This window comes from Pararhizobium sp. A13 (assembly GCF_040126305.1).
In the GTDB taxonomy this organism is placed as follows: Bacteria; Pseudomonadota; Alphaproteobacteria; order Rhizobiales; family Rhizobiaceae; genus Pararhizobium.
Genome location: NZ_CP149510.1, coordinates 1813834 through 1829676 on the forward strand (window position 1 = coordinate 1813834; position 15843 = coordinate 1829676).

The following is a 15843-nucleotide window of genomic DNA, read 5'->3' on the forward strand; positions in this document are numbered from 1 at the left end:
TCGAAAACGGGAATTGGACTGAAATGAACATGAGCATGACTCCGGCGGGTGGTTCCACCCTGACGGCCGACCGCGACTGGTGGCGCGGCGCGGTGATCTATCAGATCTATCCGCGCTCCTACCAGGACTCCAATGGTGACGGCATCGGCGACCTGAAGGGCATCACCGCCCGCCTGCCGCATGTCGCCTCGCTCGGCGTCGACGCGATCTGGATCTCGCCGTTCTTCACCTCGCCGATGAGGGATTTCGGCTACGACGTGTCGAACTACAACGGTGTCGATCCGATCTTCGGTCTGCTGTCCGATTTCGACGACCTGATCACCGAGGCGCACCGCCTCGGCATCCGGGTGATGATCGATCTCGTGCTGTCGCATACGTCGGATCAACATCCCTGGTTTGTCGAAAGTCGCTCCAGCCGCTTCAATCCGAAGGCGGACTGGTATGTCTGGTCGGAATCCAAGCCCGACGGCACGCCGCCGAACAATTGGATGTCCATCTTCGGTGGCTCGGCCTGGCAGTGGGACCCGACGCGGCTGCAATACTACATGCACAACTTCCTGACCTCGCAGCCGGACCTCAACCTGCACAATCCGGAAGTTCAGGACGCGCTGCTTGCCGTCGAACGCTTCTGGTTGGAGCGCGGCGTCGATGGCTTCCGGCTGGATACGATCAACTTCTATTTCCACGACAAGCAGCTGCGCGACAATCCGGCGCTGGCGCCGGAACGCCGCAATGCCAACACGGCGCCGGCGGTCAACCCGTATAACTATCAGGAACATCTCTACGACAAGAACCAGCCGGAGAACCTGGAGTTCCTGAAGCGGTTCCGCGCCGTCATGGACGAGTATCCGGCGATCGCCGCCGTCGGCGAGGTCGGCGACAGTCAGATCGGTCTTGAGATCGCCGGACAATACACCTCCGGCAACGACAAGATGCATATGTGCTACGCCTTCGAATTCCTGTCGCCCGATCCGCTGACGCCGGCAGGCGTCGCGCAGGTGCTGCATGATTTTGCCCGTGCAGCGCCGGAAGGCTGGGCCTGCTGGGCATTTTCCAACCACGACGTGGTGCGCCATATTAGCCGCTGGGGCCTCGATGTCGCCGATCATCAGGCGCATGCGAAGTTTCTCTGCAGCCTGCTGATGACGTTGCGCGGCTCGGTCTGCATCTATCAGGGTGAGGAACTCGCGCTGACGGAAGCCGATCTTGCCTTCGAGGATCTGCAGGATCCTTATGGCATCCAGTTCTGGCCGGACTTCAAGGGGCGCGACGGTTGCCGCACGCCGATGGTCTGGGATGGCAGCGCCGTCAATGGCGGTTTCAGCGGTGGCAAGCCGTGGTTGCCGGTGCCGCAGGAGCATCTCGCCCGCGCCGTCTCAGTGCAGCAGGCGGATCAGCGCTCGGTGCTCAATCACTACCGGCGCTTCCTAGCGTTCCGCAAGCAGCATCCCGCCTTTGCCAAGGGCGAGATAGAGTTCCGGACCTATGAGGCGCCGGTGCTCGGCTTCGAGCGCAAATTCGGCAACGAGACGATCCTGTGCCTGTTCAACATGAGCGGCGAGGCGACGACCGTCGACCGGCCGATCGAGAAGCTCGACGTGCTCGAAGGCCATGGTTTCGAATCGCAGCTGGGTGACGAGAAGATCACGCTACCGGCGTGGAGCGGCTTTTTTGCCCGTGTCGAATAATCGGATCAAGCCGGTATCCACGGGTGCCGATAAAAACGAGAGAATGAAGAGGAGGGTGGCATGGCAGGTTTGCAACTGAAGGATATCCGCAAGTCCTATGGCGCGGTTGATGTCATTCACGGCATTGATCTCCAGATCAAGCAGGGCGAGTTCGTGGTTTTCGTTGGCCCCTCAGGCTGCGGCAAGTCCACGCTCTTGCGCATGATCGCCGGGCTTGAGGAAATCTCCGGTGGAGAAATGTATATCGCCGATCGCCTGGTCAACGACGTGCCGCCCTCGCAGCGCGGCATCGCCATGGTCTTCCAGTCCTACGCGCTTTATCCGCATATGACGGTCTATGACAACATGGCCTTCGGCATGCGCATCGCCAAGGAACCGAAGGAGGAGATCGACCGGCGCGTCCGCTCCGCCGCCGATATCCTGCAGCTCACCAAATATCTCGACCGCTTGCCCAAGGCGCTTTCCGGCGGCCAGCGCCAGCGCGTTGCCATCGGCCGCGCCATCTGCCGCGATCCGAAGGTGTTCCTGTTCGATGAGCCTCTGTCGAACCTGGACGCTGCCCTTCGCGTCGCGACCCGCATCGAGATCGCCAAGCTGAATGAGGCCATGGCCGATACGACGATGATCTACGTCACCCACGACCAGGTCGAAGCGATGACGTTGGCTGACCGCATCGTCGTTCTGTCTGCCGGTCATATCGAGCAGGTCGGCCCGCCGCTCGAACTCTACGAGCGACCCGCCAACCTTTTCGTCGCCCGCTTCATCGGCTCTCCGGCGATGAACATCATTCCGGCGAAGATCGTCGGCACTGGCGCGGAAACGACGGTCGAACTGACCGGCGGCAAGCGGGATGTTCTCGACATCGCGACCCCGGCCTCCGAAAACGGCAAGACGGCAAGTTTCGGCGTCCGCCCGGAAGACCTGCGGGTTTCGACCGGCGACAACTTTCTGTTCGAGGGTACGGTTGCGATTATCGAAGCGCTGGGCGAAGTCACCCTTCTCTATATCGAGGGGCTGGTCGCCAACGAACCGATCATCGCCAAGATACCTGGCATTCTCGCTGTCAAGCGCGGCGACAAGGTCCGGTTCACTGCCGACAAGGCCAAGCTGCATCTGTTCGACGCGAACGGCAAAAGCTATCGCGTATAAGCCCTGCAGGACCTTCAAGGAATCCGTCCGGAATTCTTTTTCGGCCGGATTTTCTTGCAACCGGTACTATTTCCAGCTCCCGACTCACACTCTGTTAAATCTCCACCGCTAATCTGTTGGAAATACAGCAGGGGAGCAGATCGATGCGGGGACAGGCATCCGATAAACCGACATATCTCAGCCGCGAAGAATCCTTCATGTACGATCGGGAAGCAAACTTCCCGATGGAGGAAACCCGCAACGAGGCACGCATCGAATATACCGAAAACGGTATGCTCAACTTGTCCTCGCGCCGCTGCGAACTGCTGCAAATCTCCAAAAGCAGCGCTGTTATCGGCATCGCTACGCAGTTCAAGCTGCCTCAGAATTTCTATCTCGACATCCCGAGCGCCCGCATCGGCATGATCGGCTGCATCGTCAAGCGCGTGCATGCCAACAACATCCTCGAAGCGCGTTTCCTGCGATTGATGTCCGAGCGCGACCTCAACCGCATCTTCGTCTACAGCACCCATCCCAACCACCGGAACCGCGTGCTCGACATCTACAGCTGATCGTTTCAATTCTGCGCGATTGGCGCGGCCGGTTGCTGCCCGCGCTTGACTCCGCTCTCAAGAGGCGGACTGATAGGCATCGGACACGGCAAAGCGAGATGATCACTGATGGAACGACCCTATCGCCTATCCTGTCATTGCGGCGATATCTGCCTTGAAGTCGATGAAGAGATTTCCGAGCTGATCGAGTGCAATTGTTCGACCTGCCGGCGCACTGGCTTCCTCCACTGGAAGGTCCCCGCCAACAAGATAACGCTGCTCAGCGAACGGCGCCGCATGTCTACCTATGTCTGGCGCTGCGTCACCGAAGGCCATCATTTCTGTCCGACATGTGGTGTTGCCCTGATGCGCACCGGCTATCCCGGCGAGCGCGTGTCGATCAATGCCCGCTGTATCGAAGGGATCGACATTTTCGACTTGCAGATTGAGCGTTATGACGGCCGCAGCGACATGCATCCGGGTCCGTTGCCCTGATCAACGTCTGGAGAAGAAAGCCCCCGGTTTAAGGCCGAGGGCTCCTGCTTTCAGTGGAAGAAGACGCTGGCGCCGTGTTCCGCCGCGCCGACTGCGGCCCGGAACGGTGCGAACATTTCGCGGCCCATCCCGAACTCATTGTGGGACAGATCGGCTTCGACCGGCGCGCGGCTTTCGAGCTCCGAGGCATCGACGAGCACCTGGATCGTGCCGTGGATGGCGTCGAGGCGAATGATGTCGCCCTCGCGGATACGGGCGATCGGCCCGCCGTCCTTGGCCTCCGGCGTCATGTGGATCGCCGAAGGAACCTTGCCGGAGGCGCCGGACATGCGACCATCGGTAACAAGCGCAACGGTCTGGCCGCGGTCCTGCAGGATGCCGAGCACCGTTGTCAGCTTGTGCAGTTCCGGCATGCCGTTGGCCTTCGGCCCCTGGAAGCGGACGACGGCAATGAAATCGCCCTCAAGCTTGCCTTCCTTGAAGGCCGTCTGCAGTTCCGACTGGTCGTGGAAGATCTTGGCTGGCGCCTCGATGACGTGGCGTTCCGGCTTGACGGCGGAAATCTTGATGACGGCCTTGCCGAGGTTGCCCGTCAACATTTTCAGGCCGCCCGTCGGCTGGAACGGATGATCGATCGTCGCCAGAACCTTCGGATCGTGGCTTTGCTCCGGTGCCGGTTCGCGGTGAACGGCGCCGTTGGCGCCGAGCTTCACGTCGATCGCATAGGCATCGAGCCCCTGGCCGAAGACGGTGCGCACGTCGTCATGCAGCAGCCCCTTCTTCAGAAGCTGACCAATCAAGTAGCCCATGCCGCCGGCGGCATGGAAATGGTTCACGTCGGCAAGTCCGTTCGGATAGACGCGGGCGAGCAGCGGGATGATGTCGGACAGCTCCGAAATATCCTGCCATGTCAGCGCGATGCCCGCCGCGCGGGCCATGGCGACGAGATGCATGGTGTGGTTGGTCGAGCCGCCGGTCGCGTGCAGGCCGACAACGCCGTTGACGATCGAGCGTTCGTCGATCATCTCGCCGGCGGGGGTGAATTCATTGCCGAGCGCGGTGATCGCCAGAGCCCGTTTCGTTGCTTCTCTGGTCAGCGCATCGCGCAGCGGCGTACCCGGATTGATGAAGGAAGCGCCGGGCAGGTGGAAGCCCATGATCTCCATCAGCATCTGGTTGGAGTTTGCCGTGCCATAGAAGGTGCAGGTGCCGGGGCCGTGATAGGACTTCGATTCGGCTTCGAGCAATTCGTCGCGGCCAACCTTGCCTTCGGCGAACAACTGCCGCACGCGGGACTTCTCGTCATTCGGCAGGCCGGAGGTCATCGGGCCGGCCGGAATGAAGACGGCCGGCAGATGGCCGAAGGTCATCGCGGCGATCATCAGGCCGGGCACGATCTTGTCGCAGACGCCGAGATAGACGGTCGAATCGAACATGTTGTGCGACAGGCCGATACCCGCGGCCATGGCGATCAGGTCACGGGAAAACAGCGAAAGCTCCATGCCGGGCTGGCCCTGGGTCACGCCGTCGCACATCGCCGGCACGCCGCCCGCCACTTGTGCGATGCCGCCTGCTTCATGTGCCGCCTCACGGATAAGGGCGGGGTAGGTCTCGAACGGCTGATGCGCCGACAGCATGTCGTTGTAGGACGTGATGATGCCCAGATTGGGCACAGTGTCGCCCGAAAGGGCGACCTTCTCGGAGGGGGAACAGACTGCGAAGCCGTGGGCAAGGTTACCGCAGCCGAGAACCGAGCGATGCACACCCTTCGCTGCCGCGTTGCGCACGCGATCGAGATAGGGTTCGCGGAAGGGTTTCGAACGCTCGACAATGCGGGCGGTGATGGCGGCAATGCGGGAATCAGCGGACATGGCAATCCTGTTCCGGAGTCCTTACGACTCCTCTAGTCAGCATGGTTGCGGTCATCCGGGTCTTGGGACCCCGGATCGTGCGTCAGAGCCGAATGATTTCAGGTCGATCGACCTAAAATCTGAATCCGCCTCTACATCAAAGAGTTAGAGCATGATGTCGTCCGAAAACCGCTTACACTTTTCGGCATCATGCTCTAGGGTGCCCAGTAAATCTGAAGCGGAGACGAGGCCCGGCGCAACATCGCCCGGATCGGCATCTCCGCCTCGTCGCCGGGCGCTTCTGCCTTGGCAAGAACTTCCCTCTTGCCGTTGCCTTCGATATGGAGCACCAGAAAACGGGCGTCCTGAAGGCTGGAGAATGTGAAGGTCAGACGCGGCTCGCCCGCACCTTCGGCTTCCATCGTCATCACGCCGCGCGGCGTGGCGGGGTCGAGCGCCTCTGCAAGGCGCGAACCGCCGGGAAAGAAGGACGCGGTGTGACCATCGCCACCCATGCCGAGAATGACGACATCGAAAGGACCGCCGATACCGGCCGTCTGCGTCGAGGCAACCGCAGCCGCTTCTTCGGCGGTCGACGCAGGATAGTAGAGCGGTTCAAGCTTGGCCGCCGTGGCTGCGTTGACCAGGAGGTTTTCGCGAACCAGCTTCTCATTCGACCGGTCGCTGAAGGGATCGACGAAACGTTCGTCCACCAGCGTCACTGTTACCTTGGACCAGTCGATCGCCTTGCCGGACAGGGCCTTGAAGAAGGCCTTCGGGGTCGAGCCGCCCGAGACGGCGATGCGGGCTTGCCCGCGCGCAGCGACGGCCGCGGACAGGGCCGATGCCACCGCGCCGGCCAGCCCTTCGGCAAGTGCCGCGCCGCTATCGAAAACATGCATCGCAGCCGTCATTTCATGGCCCTCAGATCACTTCATGCCAGGTGCGGCCATCGCGCTCGATCAGCGCGATCGCCTGGCTCGGGCCCCAGGTGCCGGCCGTATAGGCCTGAACCTGCTGGCCGACGGCTTCCCACGCCTTGAGGATCGGATCGACCCACCGCCAAGCGGCCTCGACCTCGTCGCGGCGCATGAACAGCGTCTGGTTGTTGCGCACCACATCGAGCAACAGGCGCTCGTAAGCATCGGCGCTGCGGGCATTGAAGGCTTCAGCGAAGGTCATGTCGAGCGAAACGTTGCGCAGGCGCATGCCGCCCGGGCCTGGGTCCTTGATCATCAGCGACTGCTTGACGCCTTCGTCCGGCTGCAGCCGGATGATCAACTGGTTGGCAGCGATGCGGCCCGCTGCCTCGTCGAAGATCGAGTGCGGGATAGGCTTGAAGGTGATGACGATTTCCGACATGCGGCCCGCCATGCGCTTGCCCGTGCGGATGTAGAAGGGAACGCCGGCCCACCGCCAATTATCGACCTCTGCCTTGATGGCGACAAAGGTCTCCGTGTTGGAGACACCGCCTTCAAGCTCCTCGAGATAACCCCTGACCGCACCGCCGGCGGAAGCGCCCGCCTTGTACTGGCCGCGCACGGTCAGTTTCTCGACGTTGCCGGGGGTGATCGGCTTCAGCGCGCGCAGCACCTTCAGCTTTTCGTCGCGCACGGCTTCCGCATTCATCGACGGCGGCACTTCCATGGCGACAAGGCAGAGAAGCTGCAGGATATGGTTCTGCACCATGTCGCGCAGCGCGCCGGCCTTGTCGTAATAGCCTGCGCGGCTCTCAAGGCCGACGGATTCGGCAACCGTAATCTGGATGTGGTCGATATAGGAGGAGTTCCACAGCGGCTCATAAAGCGTGTTGGCAAAGCGCAGCGCCATCAGGTTCTGCACGGTTTCCTTGCCGAGATAGTGATCGATACGGAAGATCTGCTCTTCCTTGAACACCTTGCCTATCGTGTCGTTGAGTTCGAGCGCCGAGGCAAGGTCTCGGCCGATCGGCTTTTCGACGACGATCCGCGTCATCTTTGTAATCAGCTTGTGGTCACGGATCTTTTCCGAGATGTCGCCGAAGATGGCCGGCGCAACGGCGAGATAGAAGGCGCGGACGCGATCCTTGCCTTCATCCAGCAGGTGCTTCAGCTGGTCCCAGCCACTGTCCGACTTGGCGTCGACGGGAACGTAGAAGAGGCGATCGGTGAAAATCTTGACCTGCGCCTCGTCGTATTCGCCCTGCTTCAGATGCTCCCTGAGGGCGTCCTGGGCGAATTTTCGGTATTCCTCGTGGCTGAGCACGCTGCGCGATGCGCCAATGACGCGGGTCGGATCGCTCAGTTGGCCGTCCAGCTGGCGGTGATAGAGGGCAGGAAGCAACTTGCGCTCGGCAAGGTCGCCGGTGCCTCCGAAAACCACATAGTCAAAGGGTTCGACAGGGATGATCTGGCTGCTCATGAGAAATCTCGATCTCGTTCTGGTCTGAGGAGTTTATAATCTAATCGATTTAAAAGCGCTAGGGTGCGATGCAATAAAATGAAGCCGCACGGCTTTTAGAATTTGTCGCGCAAGGCATACCAGCTGAGCGCGAGGAACAAAAGCACGGACCGGAACCGCGTGCCACCCGGGAATGCCGGAATGTTCAAGTCCCGAAAAAGATCGAGATCCGACCGATTGCCGATCACGAGGTCAGAGTAGAGCTTGCCACAGTAGTTTGACAGCATGACGCCATGACCGGAATAGCCGCCGATCGAGGTAACACCGGGCATGACTTCGCGCACGAAGGGCTGGCGCGGCATGGTGATGCCGACGGAGCCGCCCCAGGCATGCGTCATTTCGATGTTGGCCAGCGACGGGTAGATTTCCGTGATCTGGCGGCGGATATGGTCGGTGATATCGCGCGGATTATCGGCCGTATAGGCCTCGCGGCCGCCAAACAGCAACCGGCCGTCCCTCGACTTGCGGAAATAGCGCACGACGAAGCGCGAATCGGCAACCGCCTCGCCGCCCGGCAGCACATCCGGGAAATCGGTGAGGACCTTTGTTGCGCCGATGAAGGAACGGATCGGCATCACATGCCGCGCCGTGACCGGCTCAAGATCGCCGATATAGCCGTTGCAGGCGATCAGCGCTCTTTCCGCGCGGATATTGCCCTTGTCGGTTTCGATGGTGATCCGGCCACTGTTCTGGCTGATTTTCAGCGCCTTGGTCTTCTCGTGCAACGAGGCGCCGGCCAGGGCCGCCTGCTTCGCCAAGCCGACGAGCAGCTTCATCGGTTGGATGTGGCCGGTGCCGGTGTCGCGGATGCCGAAGAGATAGCGATCTGAGCCGAGCCGGGCGACGGTTTCGTCGCGATCCATGAAACTCTGGTGCGGATAACCGTAGTGAGATGCGGCGATCTCGACGCTGTCGCGGTAATCCTTCTCGAGGCTCTTCTTGTGGCAGACATTGAGCTGGCCCGGAACATATTCGATGTCGATGCTGTGGGTGGACGCAAAGTCGAGAAGGTATTTCTTGGCATCCTCGGCGAGATCGAACAAAGCCTTGGAGCGCTCGAAGCCCAGCGCTCCCTCAAGCTCTTCCGGCGACCAGCGTTGGCCGGTGCCGAGCTGCCCGCCGTTACGGCCGGAGGCGCCGTCGCCGAAGCGGCAGGCGTCGATCAGAGTGACGCCAACCCCTTTCAGCGCGAGATTGTAGGCGGCCTGCAGACCGGTGAAGCCGCCGCCCACGATCGCGACGTCGGTCTCTACCGAACCGAAAAGGGCTGGATATTCCGGCCGTTCAGGCACGGCGTCTTCATACCAGGAAATCCCCGGCGAGATCGGGCTTTGCCAAGGCATGGCCACACCTTTCCGGTCAGACGTTGAGAAGCAGGAATTCGCGTTCCCAGGGGCTGATCACCTGCATGAAGGTTTCGAATTCGCCGCGCTTCACGCCGGCATAGATGGCGATGAATTCAGGGCTGAAGACTTCGGCGAAGGCCGGCTCCGATTCAAGCAGCGAAATGGCCTCCAGCAGGCCGCGCGGCAGGTCGATCGTCCCGTCGTTCACCGTGTCGTCCGACGGTGCCGATGGTTCCAGCCCTTCAACGATGCCAAGATAACCGCAGCCGAGCGAGGCGGCGAGTGCGAGATAGGGGTTGGCATCCGAACTCGGCAGCCGATTTTCGACGCGCCGGGCAACCGGTTCCGAAACCGGCACGCGGAAGGCCGTGGTGCGGTTGTCATAGCCCCAGGCATTGTTGACCGGCGCCGACATGTCCGGTGTCAAACGGCGATAGGAGTTCACATAAGGCGCCATCATCGACAGCGCTTTCGGGACATATTTCTGCATGCCGCCGATGAAGGAGAAGAATTCCTTCGACGCCGAACCGTCGGTATTGGAAAACAGGTTGCGCCCCGTATTGATCTCGATGACCGACTGATGGATGTGCATGGCGGACCCGGCCTGTCCCTGCATCGGCTTGGCCATGAAGGTCGCGTAGATGCCATGCTTCAACGCCGCCTCGCGGATCGTCCGCTTGAACATGAAGACCTGGTCGGCAAGCTCGATCGGATCGCCATGGCGAAGGTTGATTTCGAGCTGCGCCGGGCCTTCCTCATGGATCAGCGTGTCGATCTCCAACCCCTGCTTTTCCGAGAAATGGTAGATGTCGTCGATCAGTTCGTCGAATTCGTTGACACCGGCGATGGAGTATCCCTGTCCGCTGAGGATCGCGCGGCCTGAGCGTCCCGTCGGCGGTTTCAGCGGATAATCGGGGTCTTCGTTCTTGGCGACCAAATAGAATTCGATTTCCGGCGCCACCACCGGGTTCCAGCCTTTCTTGTGGTAGAGGTCCAGCACATGCTTCAGCACGTTGCGCGGCGTATAGGGTACATTCTCGCCCTTCGATCCAGCGATGTCGCAGATGACTTGCGCCGTCGGGTCGCTTTCCCAAGGAACGATCGAAAGGGTCGAGAGGTCGGGCACCAGCTTGATGTCACTGTCGCGGGAATCGTAGCGGAAGTCGCCCGTTTCCTCCGGATATTCACCCGAAATTGTATGGCGGTAAATCGCCGACGGCAGGGCGAGCGAGGTGTTCGAGGTGAATTTTGAGGACGGCATCATCTTGCCGCGCGGTACGCCGGCGATATCGGGGGTGATGCACTCGATGTCCTCGATGCCGCGGATTCTCAACCAGTCGGTGGCTTCCTTCCAGGTCTTGACTCCTCGGGCAGATTGCAGGGCGGGCGGTATTTTCGAAGTCTTGCTGATCTTTGCTGTTTGTTGGGTAATGCTTCTTCTGGCAGGCATAAATCACCGGTTTCGAGTTCGGATGGGTCATCATAGCCGGAGTTTGGCAATTGGCTAGGGCGAAAACCGGGACTTTCCCTCCCGTGCAGGCTGTATTTGCGAACCCCACAGAAGGTGAGTGATTGACTTTCAAGCCACCGCCCGGGAAAGGAAGACGAAACAGGACCGGATGCCTTGGCTGAACAATATGACGTGGTGATAATCGGCGCTGGTGCCGCCGGCATGATGGCGGCGATCGAAGCGGGCAAGCGCGGCCGCCGGGTGCTGGTGCTCGACCACGCGAAGGCGCCGGGCGAAAAGATCCGCATTTCGGGCGGCGGGCGCTGCAACTTCACCAATATTCATGCAGGCCCGAAGAATTTTCTCTCGGCGAACCCGCACTTCTGCAAGTCGGCGCTGGCGCGCTACACGCCGCAGGACTTCATCGCGCTTGTCGAACGTCACGACATCGCCTGGCATGAAAAGACACTTGGCCAGCTCTTCTGCGACGACAGCGCCAAGGACATCATCCGTATGCTGCTATCGGAAATGAAAGAAGCCGGCGCCGTGTTGCGGTTGGGGGTGCAGATACAGTCCGTCGACAAGGCACTTTCCGGCTTTCGCCTGGCAACGACGGACGGCGCGATCGATGGCACTGCCCTGATCATTGCCAGTGGCGGCAAATCGATTCCGAAAATGGGCGCGACGGGTTTTGCCTACAGAATTGCCGAGCAGTTCGATCTGCCGCTGATCGAGACCCGCCCGGCGCTGGTGCCACTGACCCTCGATCCGGCGCAACTGGAAAGCCTGAGCGCTCTCTCCGGCGTTGCCGTCGACGCCGAGGCGCGTTCCGGCAAGACGGTGTTCGAGGAGGCTGTGCTGATCACCCATCGGGGTCTGAGCGGTCCGGCCGTTCTGCAGATTTCCTCCTATTGGCGCGAGGGTGGCGACATCCGCCTTTGTCTGCTGCCGCGCATCGATATCGCAGCACTGCTCAAAGGCGCGCGCCGCGAAAATGGCCGGCAGGCCTTGCAGACGGCACTTGCCGAGCATCTGCCGAAGCGATTGGCGCAATTCTTCGCCGAGACCGCCGGTCTGATCAACCGTTCGCTTGCTGATCTCTCCGACAAGGTGATCGACAGTTTTTGCGCCGGCATCAAGGACTGGGCCATTACCCCCGCCGGCTCGGAAGGCTACCGCACCGCAGAGGTCACGCTCGGCGGCGTCGATACCAAGGCGCTCGATTCCCGCACGATGCAGGTGCGCGAGGTGCCTGGCCTATATTTCATAGGTGAGTGTGTCGACGTCACCGGCTGGCTCGGCGGCTATAATTTCCAATGGGCCTGGGCATCGGGCTTTTCTGCCGGGCAGGCAGTGTAGCCGATCCCAAAAAGGTCTCGGCTGCCTTCAGCCATTGTTAAGATATCTGGCGGAACCTGTTTCATAAGCTGCCACAATGGGCCGCAGACTGAAAAAGATGCGCTTTTCGGAAAATGTATCAGAAACGTGACATTTTTTCTCTTTTGTATGCAGTTGCAACATGAAGCGAGCTGGTGGCCCGGATCATCCGGGTCTATCCTTGCTTTGGTCGAAAGGACATGATGCCATGAACCAGTATCGCAGCCGCTCCAAAGCCCGCGCTATCGCCATCGCGAAAGCGGACGAAAGCAAAACGCGAAATGCCATGCTGATCCGCGCCGCCGTCATCGCGCTCGGTGCTCTCGCCGCACTGGCAGCGCTTCCCTCGTTCTGGTCCTTCTGAAACCCAAGCGCAGCTATTGGTCGCGCACTCCACTGCGCGATTGTCCACGCCTGTATCGTCGCGTCAGGCGCGTGTGAAGCGAATAAGTCGTATTTATTCAAATATTAATTCTTCCCGTTGAAGAATGCACCACAACGGAGTCTGCCGTGATGTCGCCCATGGGGAGTGGCGGGTCATGCAATGAATGCCTGGCAGGCTGGCGGCGGAACGCCGTATGGGTTTCAGTCAAATCATCAGCTTGTTGGCGCACCGGGAAAGCCTGTCGGCTTCTGGAGGGCGGATGCAGGCGAGCCAAGGTGCGTTCATGTTCATCGACAAGATTCTTGCCCGCTTCAAAATCCAGACCAAGGTGCTTCTGTTCATCCTGCCCTTCGTCGTCAGCATCTGCGCCGTCGGTATCACCGGGCTCTACGCGTCCGGATTGCTGCAGGGGCGGATGGAAATCTCCAACAGCGTGCTGCAGTCGCTGAGCGGCTTCAAGGACGTCTATGCCGGCATGAATGCTTTCCTTCAGAACACGTCGGAGGAAACCCGGCAGGCGGTTGTCGCGAAGCTGGAAGCACAGCAAGGGGTGCTCGCGGACACGCTGTCACAGGTGGTGGACGCCGAGGGGCGGCAGCAGTTGCAAGAGGCCGTGGACGGCAGCACCAAGATCGGTGAGCGGGTCGGCCAACTCTGGACGCTCTATGAAAACGAAGTAAGCCTGCGCAAGTCCATCAGCGCGAGCCTCGGCAACCTGCTCGGCGAGCAGATGAAGGTGCTGGAGGAAGCCACCAAGATGGAGCGCGTCGTGCGCAAGGACGAAGAGTCTGCCAAGACGCTTCTGCGCGAAGCCGAGCGCCTGACCTCCTCCAGCGATACGCTGGTGGCCTTCAATTCGAATTTCGGAAAGGCGCCCAACGCCGAAGAAAAGATCAAGGTCGCAGCCGATTCCTATGGTGCAATGACCAAGGTACTGCGCAAGATCAGTTCTGGCATGCCGCAAAACCAGAAGGCGGTCGCGGAAACTTTCAAAAAGACGATTGGCGAGATCAAGGCGCTTGTCGACAGCGGCGACAAGAGCGACGAGACGGCAGCGGCCATCGGCAAGCTGATGGCGCGCTTCCGCCAGACGAGCATCCAGCTCCACACCGCCGCGGGCCTGAAAATGCGCGAGGCGACGGCGACTTTCGGCAAGCTCGACGCGCCCCTCGTCAAGGCCGGTGCCGTGCTGACGGACACCCGCAAGCTGGTGAACTCGGTCTATTCGATCCGCATCGCGGCTGCGAGTTTCCTTGAAAAATCCGATGAGGAAGGCCGCCAACGCCTTGCCCGCGAATTCAAGGTCATGGAGGTGGATATCCAGAGCCTCGCCGGGACCGCCGGCGATCTGGAGTTCTTCTCAAAACTTGTCAACGCGCTGAAGCCCATCATCGAGAAGATGACCAGCGACAGCACGGCACTTGTCGACATCAGCCAGAAGCGTCAGGCGGAATTTACCGCGGCAGCCGCCGAGATCGATGACATCTGGGGTCAACTCACCGCCTTTGCCGAAGGCCAGAAGACGACGGCATCGGTCGAGCGCGACAAGGCCAACCAGGTCTCCGTGTTCGCAACGGTCACCGGCATCCTGATCGCGCTTCTGGCCGGCGGCGCGCTGGTGCTGACGCTGAAGGGGCCAATCGGCCAGATCACCGCTGCGATGCGCCGCCTTGCCGACGGCGCGCTCGACACCTCGATCGATGGCGGCGCCCGCCGCGACGAGATCGGCGACATGGCCCGGGCACTGGGCATTTTCAAGGAAAACGCCCTGTCCAAGGTTCGCATCGAGGCCGAGAGCGAAGAGCAGCGCGCCCAGGCGGAAGCCGAGCGCATGCGCAACGATGCCGAAAAACGCGCACTCGACAGCCAGATCGATTTTGCCGTCAGCCAGCTCGCAGCCGGTCTCGGTCGCTTGGCGCAGGGCGATCTCTCCCAGCAGATCGAAACGCCGTTCACCGGCCGGCTCGAGCAACTGCGCATGGACTTCAACGGCTCGCTGATCCGTCTGCAGGACACGCTTGTGCAGATCCGCAACAACGCGCTCCTGATCCAGCGCAGCGGCAACGACATGCATTCCTCTGCAGACTCGCTGTCGAAGCGCACCGAGGCGCAGGCCGCGTCGCTCGAGGAAACCGCGGCCGCCGTCGACCAGATCACCGTCACGGTGCGCTCGTCGGCCGAACGCGCCCATGAGGCAAATGTCGCGGTCACGCATACCAAGAAGAGCGCCGACAGCTCAGCGGTCGTGGTCAGCAACGCGATTGCTGCCATGGGCCGCATCGAGGACGCCTCGCGCCAGATCGAGCAGATCATCGAGGTCATCGACGAGATCGCTTTCCAGACCAACCTTCTGGCGCTCAATGCCGGCATCGAGGCGGCGCGCGCCGGCGATGCGGGCAAGGGTTTCGCGGTGGTTGCCCAAGAGGTTCGCGAACTCGCCCAACGCTCGGCGGGAGCCGCCCGTGAGATCAAGGGGCTGATCAACAAATCGACCACCGAAGTGAATTCCGGGTCGCAGCTGGTCCAGGAAACCGGTGCGGTGCTTGCCTCGATCAGCCAGCAGATCGTCTCGGTCAGCAGCCATGTCGAGATGATCGCGACCGCAAGCCGCGACCAGGCGGCTGCGCTGCACGAGGTGAACGGTTCGGTCAACCAGATGGACCAGATGACCCAGCAGAACGCCACCATGGTGGATCAGGCAACCAGTGCCAGCCGCGAACTCGCCAATCAGGCCGACACGCTGATGATGCTCGTCGAGCAGTTCCGCCTCGAGCCGGCGAATGGCGGCCGCAAGGTCGTCCGCGCCGCCTGATCGGCCTCTATTTAAAGTCAGAAAGACCCGGCCGACGCCGAAGTGGTGCCGGCCGGGTCTTTGTTTTTGCAAGCATCACTGCGACCAGCGCTGGCGAAATCTCTGTACGGCTGCCGCAAGCCTGCCGGGCAGGCGGCCTCGGTTGCGAAGTTCCTCGAACTCATGTCGCCTGCGGCCGTCTTTCGACAGCATTTCCGCCAACAGGACTATTCCTACCATCTCCGGCATTGCGCGTTTCCTTTGGGCAACAGGAGGCTGTGCCGGACCGATGTCCCGCATGCCAGCGTCCTTTGATTGGGATAGGCGGCGATCATTGGCCGCG

At 61.0% G+C, this 15843-nt stretch carries 13 protein-coding genes; 7 read left to right on the forward strand and 6 right to left on the reverse strand.

The features are described from left to right. The first annotated feature begins 35 nt into the window (after positions 1-35). The 4 genes from WI754_RS08755 (at position 36) to WI754_RS08770 (ending at position 3862) form a co-directional block, all read left to right on the forward strand. The gene (locus WI754_RS08755; RefSeq protein WP_349437775.1) at positions 36-1688 is read left to right on the forward strand and encodes an alpha-glucosidase family protein; all 1653 of its coding nucleotides are present in this window, start codon (positions 36-38) and stop codon (positions 1686-1688) included. A gap of 60 nt (positions 1689-1748) precedes the next feature. Further along, positions 1749-2837: a sn-glycerol-3-phosphate ABC transporter ATP-binding protein UgpC gene (ugpC, locus tag WI754_RS08760; protein WP_349437299.1), complete on the forward strand. Its 1089-nt coding sequence runs from the start codon at positions 1749-1751 to the stop codon at positions 2835-2837. A gap of 143 nt (positions 2838-2980) precedes the next feature. Next, positions 2981-3388: a hypothetical protein gene (locus tag WI754_RS08765; RefSeq protein ID WP_037119649.1), complete on the forward strand. Its 408-nt coding sequence runs from the start codon at positions 2981-2983 to the stop codon at positions 3386-3388. A gap of 108 nt (positions 3389-3496) precedes the next feature. Then, positions 3497-3862 (forward strand): Gfa-like protein, encoded by a 366-nt coding sequence (locus tag WI754_RS08770; protein ID WP_349437300.1) that lies wholly within the window; start codon positions 3497-3499, stop codon positions 3860-3862. Positions 3863-3912: 50 nt separating this feature from the next. Here WI754_RS08770 and edd read toward each other — a convergent pair whose 3' ends face one another. The 5 genes from edd to WI754_RS08795 all read right to left on the reverse strand — a co-directional run bounded on the left by edd (position 3913) and on the right by WI754_RS08795 (position 10947). Then, entirely contained in the window at positions 3913-5733 is a 1821-nt protein-coding gene (gene edd, locus WI754_RS08775; RefSeq protein ID WP_349437301.1) for a phosphogluconate dehydratase, read from the reverse strand. 194 nt (positions 5734-5927) lie between these two features. Continuing rightward, on the reverse strand, positions 5928-6626 hold the full coding sequence (gene pgl / locus WI754_RS08780) for a 6-phosphogluconolactonase (protein WP_349437302.1): 699 nt from the start codon (positions 6624-6626) through the stop codon (positions 5928-5930). 10 nt (positions 6627-6636) lie between these two features. Further along, on the reverse strand, positions 6637-8112 hold the full coding sequence (gene zwf, locus WI754_RS08785) for a glucose-6-phosphate dehydrogenase (RefSeq protein ID WP_349437303.1): 1476 nt from the start codon (positions 8110-8112) through the stop codon (positions 6637-6639). Between the two features lie 95 nt (positions 8113-8207). Beyond that, positions 8208-9494 carry an FAD-binding oxidoreductase gene (locus WI754_RS08790; protein WP_349437304.1) on the reverse strand — a complete coding sequence of 429 codons (1287 nt, stop codon included), beginning with the start codon at positions 9492-9494 and terminating at the stop codon, positions 8208-8210. Positions 9495-9510: 16 nt separating this feature from the next. Next, positions 9511-10947 (reverse strand): glutamine synthetase family protein, encoded by a 1437-nt coding sequence (locus tag WI754_RS08795; RefSeq protein ID WP_349437306.1) that lies wholly within the window; start codon positions 10945-10947, stop codon positions 9511-9513. A gap of 174 nt (positions 10948-11121) precedes the next feature. On the opposite strand from WI754_RS08795, the gene WI754_RS08800 reads away from it, so the two are divergent. The 3 genes from WI754_RS08800 (at position 11122) to WI754_RS08810 (ending at position 15521) form a co-directional block, all read left to right on the forward strand. After that, the gene (locus WI754_RS08800; protein WP_349437307.1) at positions 11122-12306 is read left to right on the forward strand and encodes an NAD(P)/FAD-dependent oxidoreductase; all 1185 of its coding nucleotides are present in this window, start codon (positions 11122-11124) and stop codon (positions 12304-12306) included. Between the two features lie 226 nt (positions 12307-12532). Beyond that, on the forward strand, positions 12533-12688 hold the full coding sequence (locus tag WI754_RS08805) for a hypothetical protein (RefSeq protein ID WP_349437308.1): 156 nt from the start codon (positions 12533-12535) through the stop codon (positions 12686-12688). Between the two features lie 304 nt (positions 12689-12992). After that, positions 12993-15521 carry a HAMP domain-containing methyl-accepting chemotaxis protein gene (locus WI754_RS08810; RefSeq protein WP_349437776.1) on the forward strand — a complete coding sequence of 843 codons (2529 nt, stop codon included), beginning with the start codon at positions 12993-12995 and terminating at the stop codon, positions 15519-15521. Between the two features lie 75 nt (positions 15522-15596). Here the strand turns inward: WI754_RS08810 and WI754_RS08815 are convergent, their stop codons facing one another. Beyond that, positions 15597-15749: a hypothetical protein gene (locus tag WI754_RS08815; protein ID WP_349437309.1), complete on the reverse strand. Its 153-nt coding sequence runs from the start codon at positions 15747-15749 to the stop codon at positions 15597-15599. Between the last annotated feature and the right edge of the window lie 94 nt (positions 15750-15843).

What these genes read in the sequence shown, in the direction of transcription:
- ugpC (WP_349437299.1), top strand. Translation starts at nt 1,749, where the DNA reads ATGGCAGGTTTGCAACTGAAGGATATCCGCAAGTCCTATGGCGCGGTT.
- WI754_RS08795 (WP_349437306.1), bottom strand. Translation starts at nt 10,947, where the DNA reads ATGCCTGCCAGAAGAAGCATTACCCAACAAACAGCAAAGATCAGCAAG.
- WI754_RS08790 (WP_349437304.1), bottom strand. Translation starts at nt 9,494, where the DNA reads ATGCCTTGGCAAAGCCCGATCTCGCCGGGGATTTCCTGGTATGAAGAC.
- WI754_RS08765 (WP_037119649.1), top strand. Translation starts at nt 2,981, where the DNA reads ATGCGGGGACAGGCATCCGATAAACCGACATATCTCAGCCGCGAAGAA.
- WI754_RS08770 (WP_349437300.1), top strand. Translation starts at nt 3,497, where the DNA reads ATGGAACGACCCTATCGCCTATCCTGTCATTGCGGCGATATCTGCCTT.
- WI754_RS08805 (WP_349437308.1), top strand. Translation starts at nt 12,533, where the DNA reads ATGAACCAGTATCGCAGCCGCTCCAAAGCCCGCGCTATCGCCATCGCG.
- WI754_RS08755 (WP_349437775.1), top strand. Translation starts at nt 36, where the DNA reads ATGACTCCGGCGGGTGGTTCCACCCTGACGGCCGACCGCGACTGGTGG.
- WI754_RS08815 (WP_349437309.1), bottom strand. Translation starts at nt 15,749, where the DNA reads ATGCCGGAGATGGTAGGAATAGTCCTGTTGGCGGAAATGCTGTCGAAA.
- zwf (WP_349437303.1), bottom strand. Translation starts at nt 8,112, where the DNA reads ATGAGCAGCCAGATCATCCCTGTCGAACCCTTTGACTATGTGGTTTTC.
- WI754_RS08810 (WP_349437776.1), top strand. Translation starts at nt 12,993, where the DNA reads ATGTTCATCGACAAGATTCTTGCCCGCTTCAAAATCCAGACCAAGGTG.
- edd (WP_349437301.1), bottom strand. Translation starts at nt 5,733, where the DNA reads ATGTCCGCTGATTCCCGCATTGCCGCCATCACCGCCCGCATTGTCGAG.
- pgl (WP_349437302.1), bottom strand. Translation starts at nt 6,626, where the DNA reads ATGACGGCTGCGATGCATGTTTTCGATAGCGGCGCGGCACTTGCCGAA.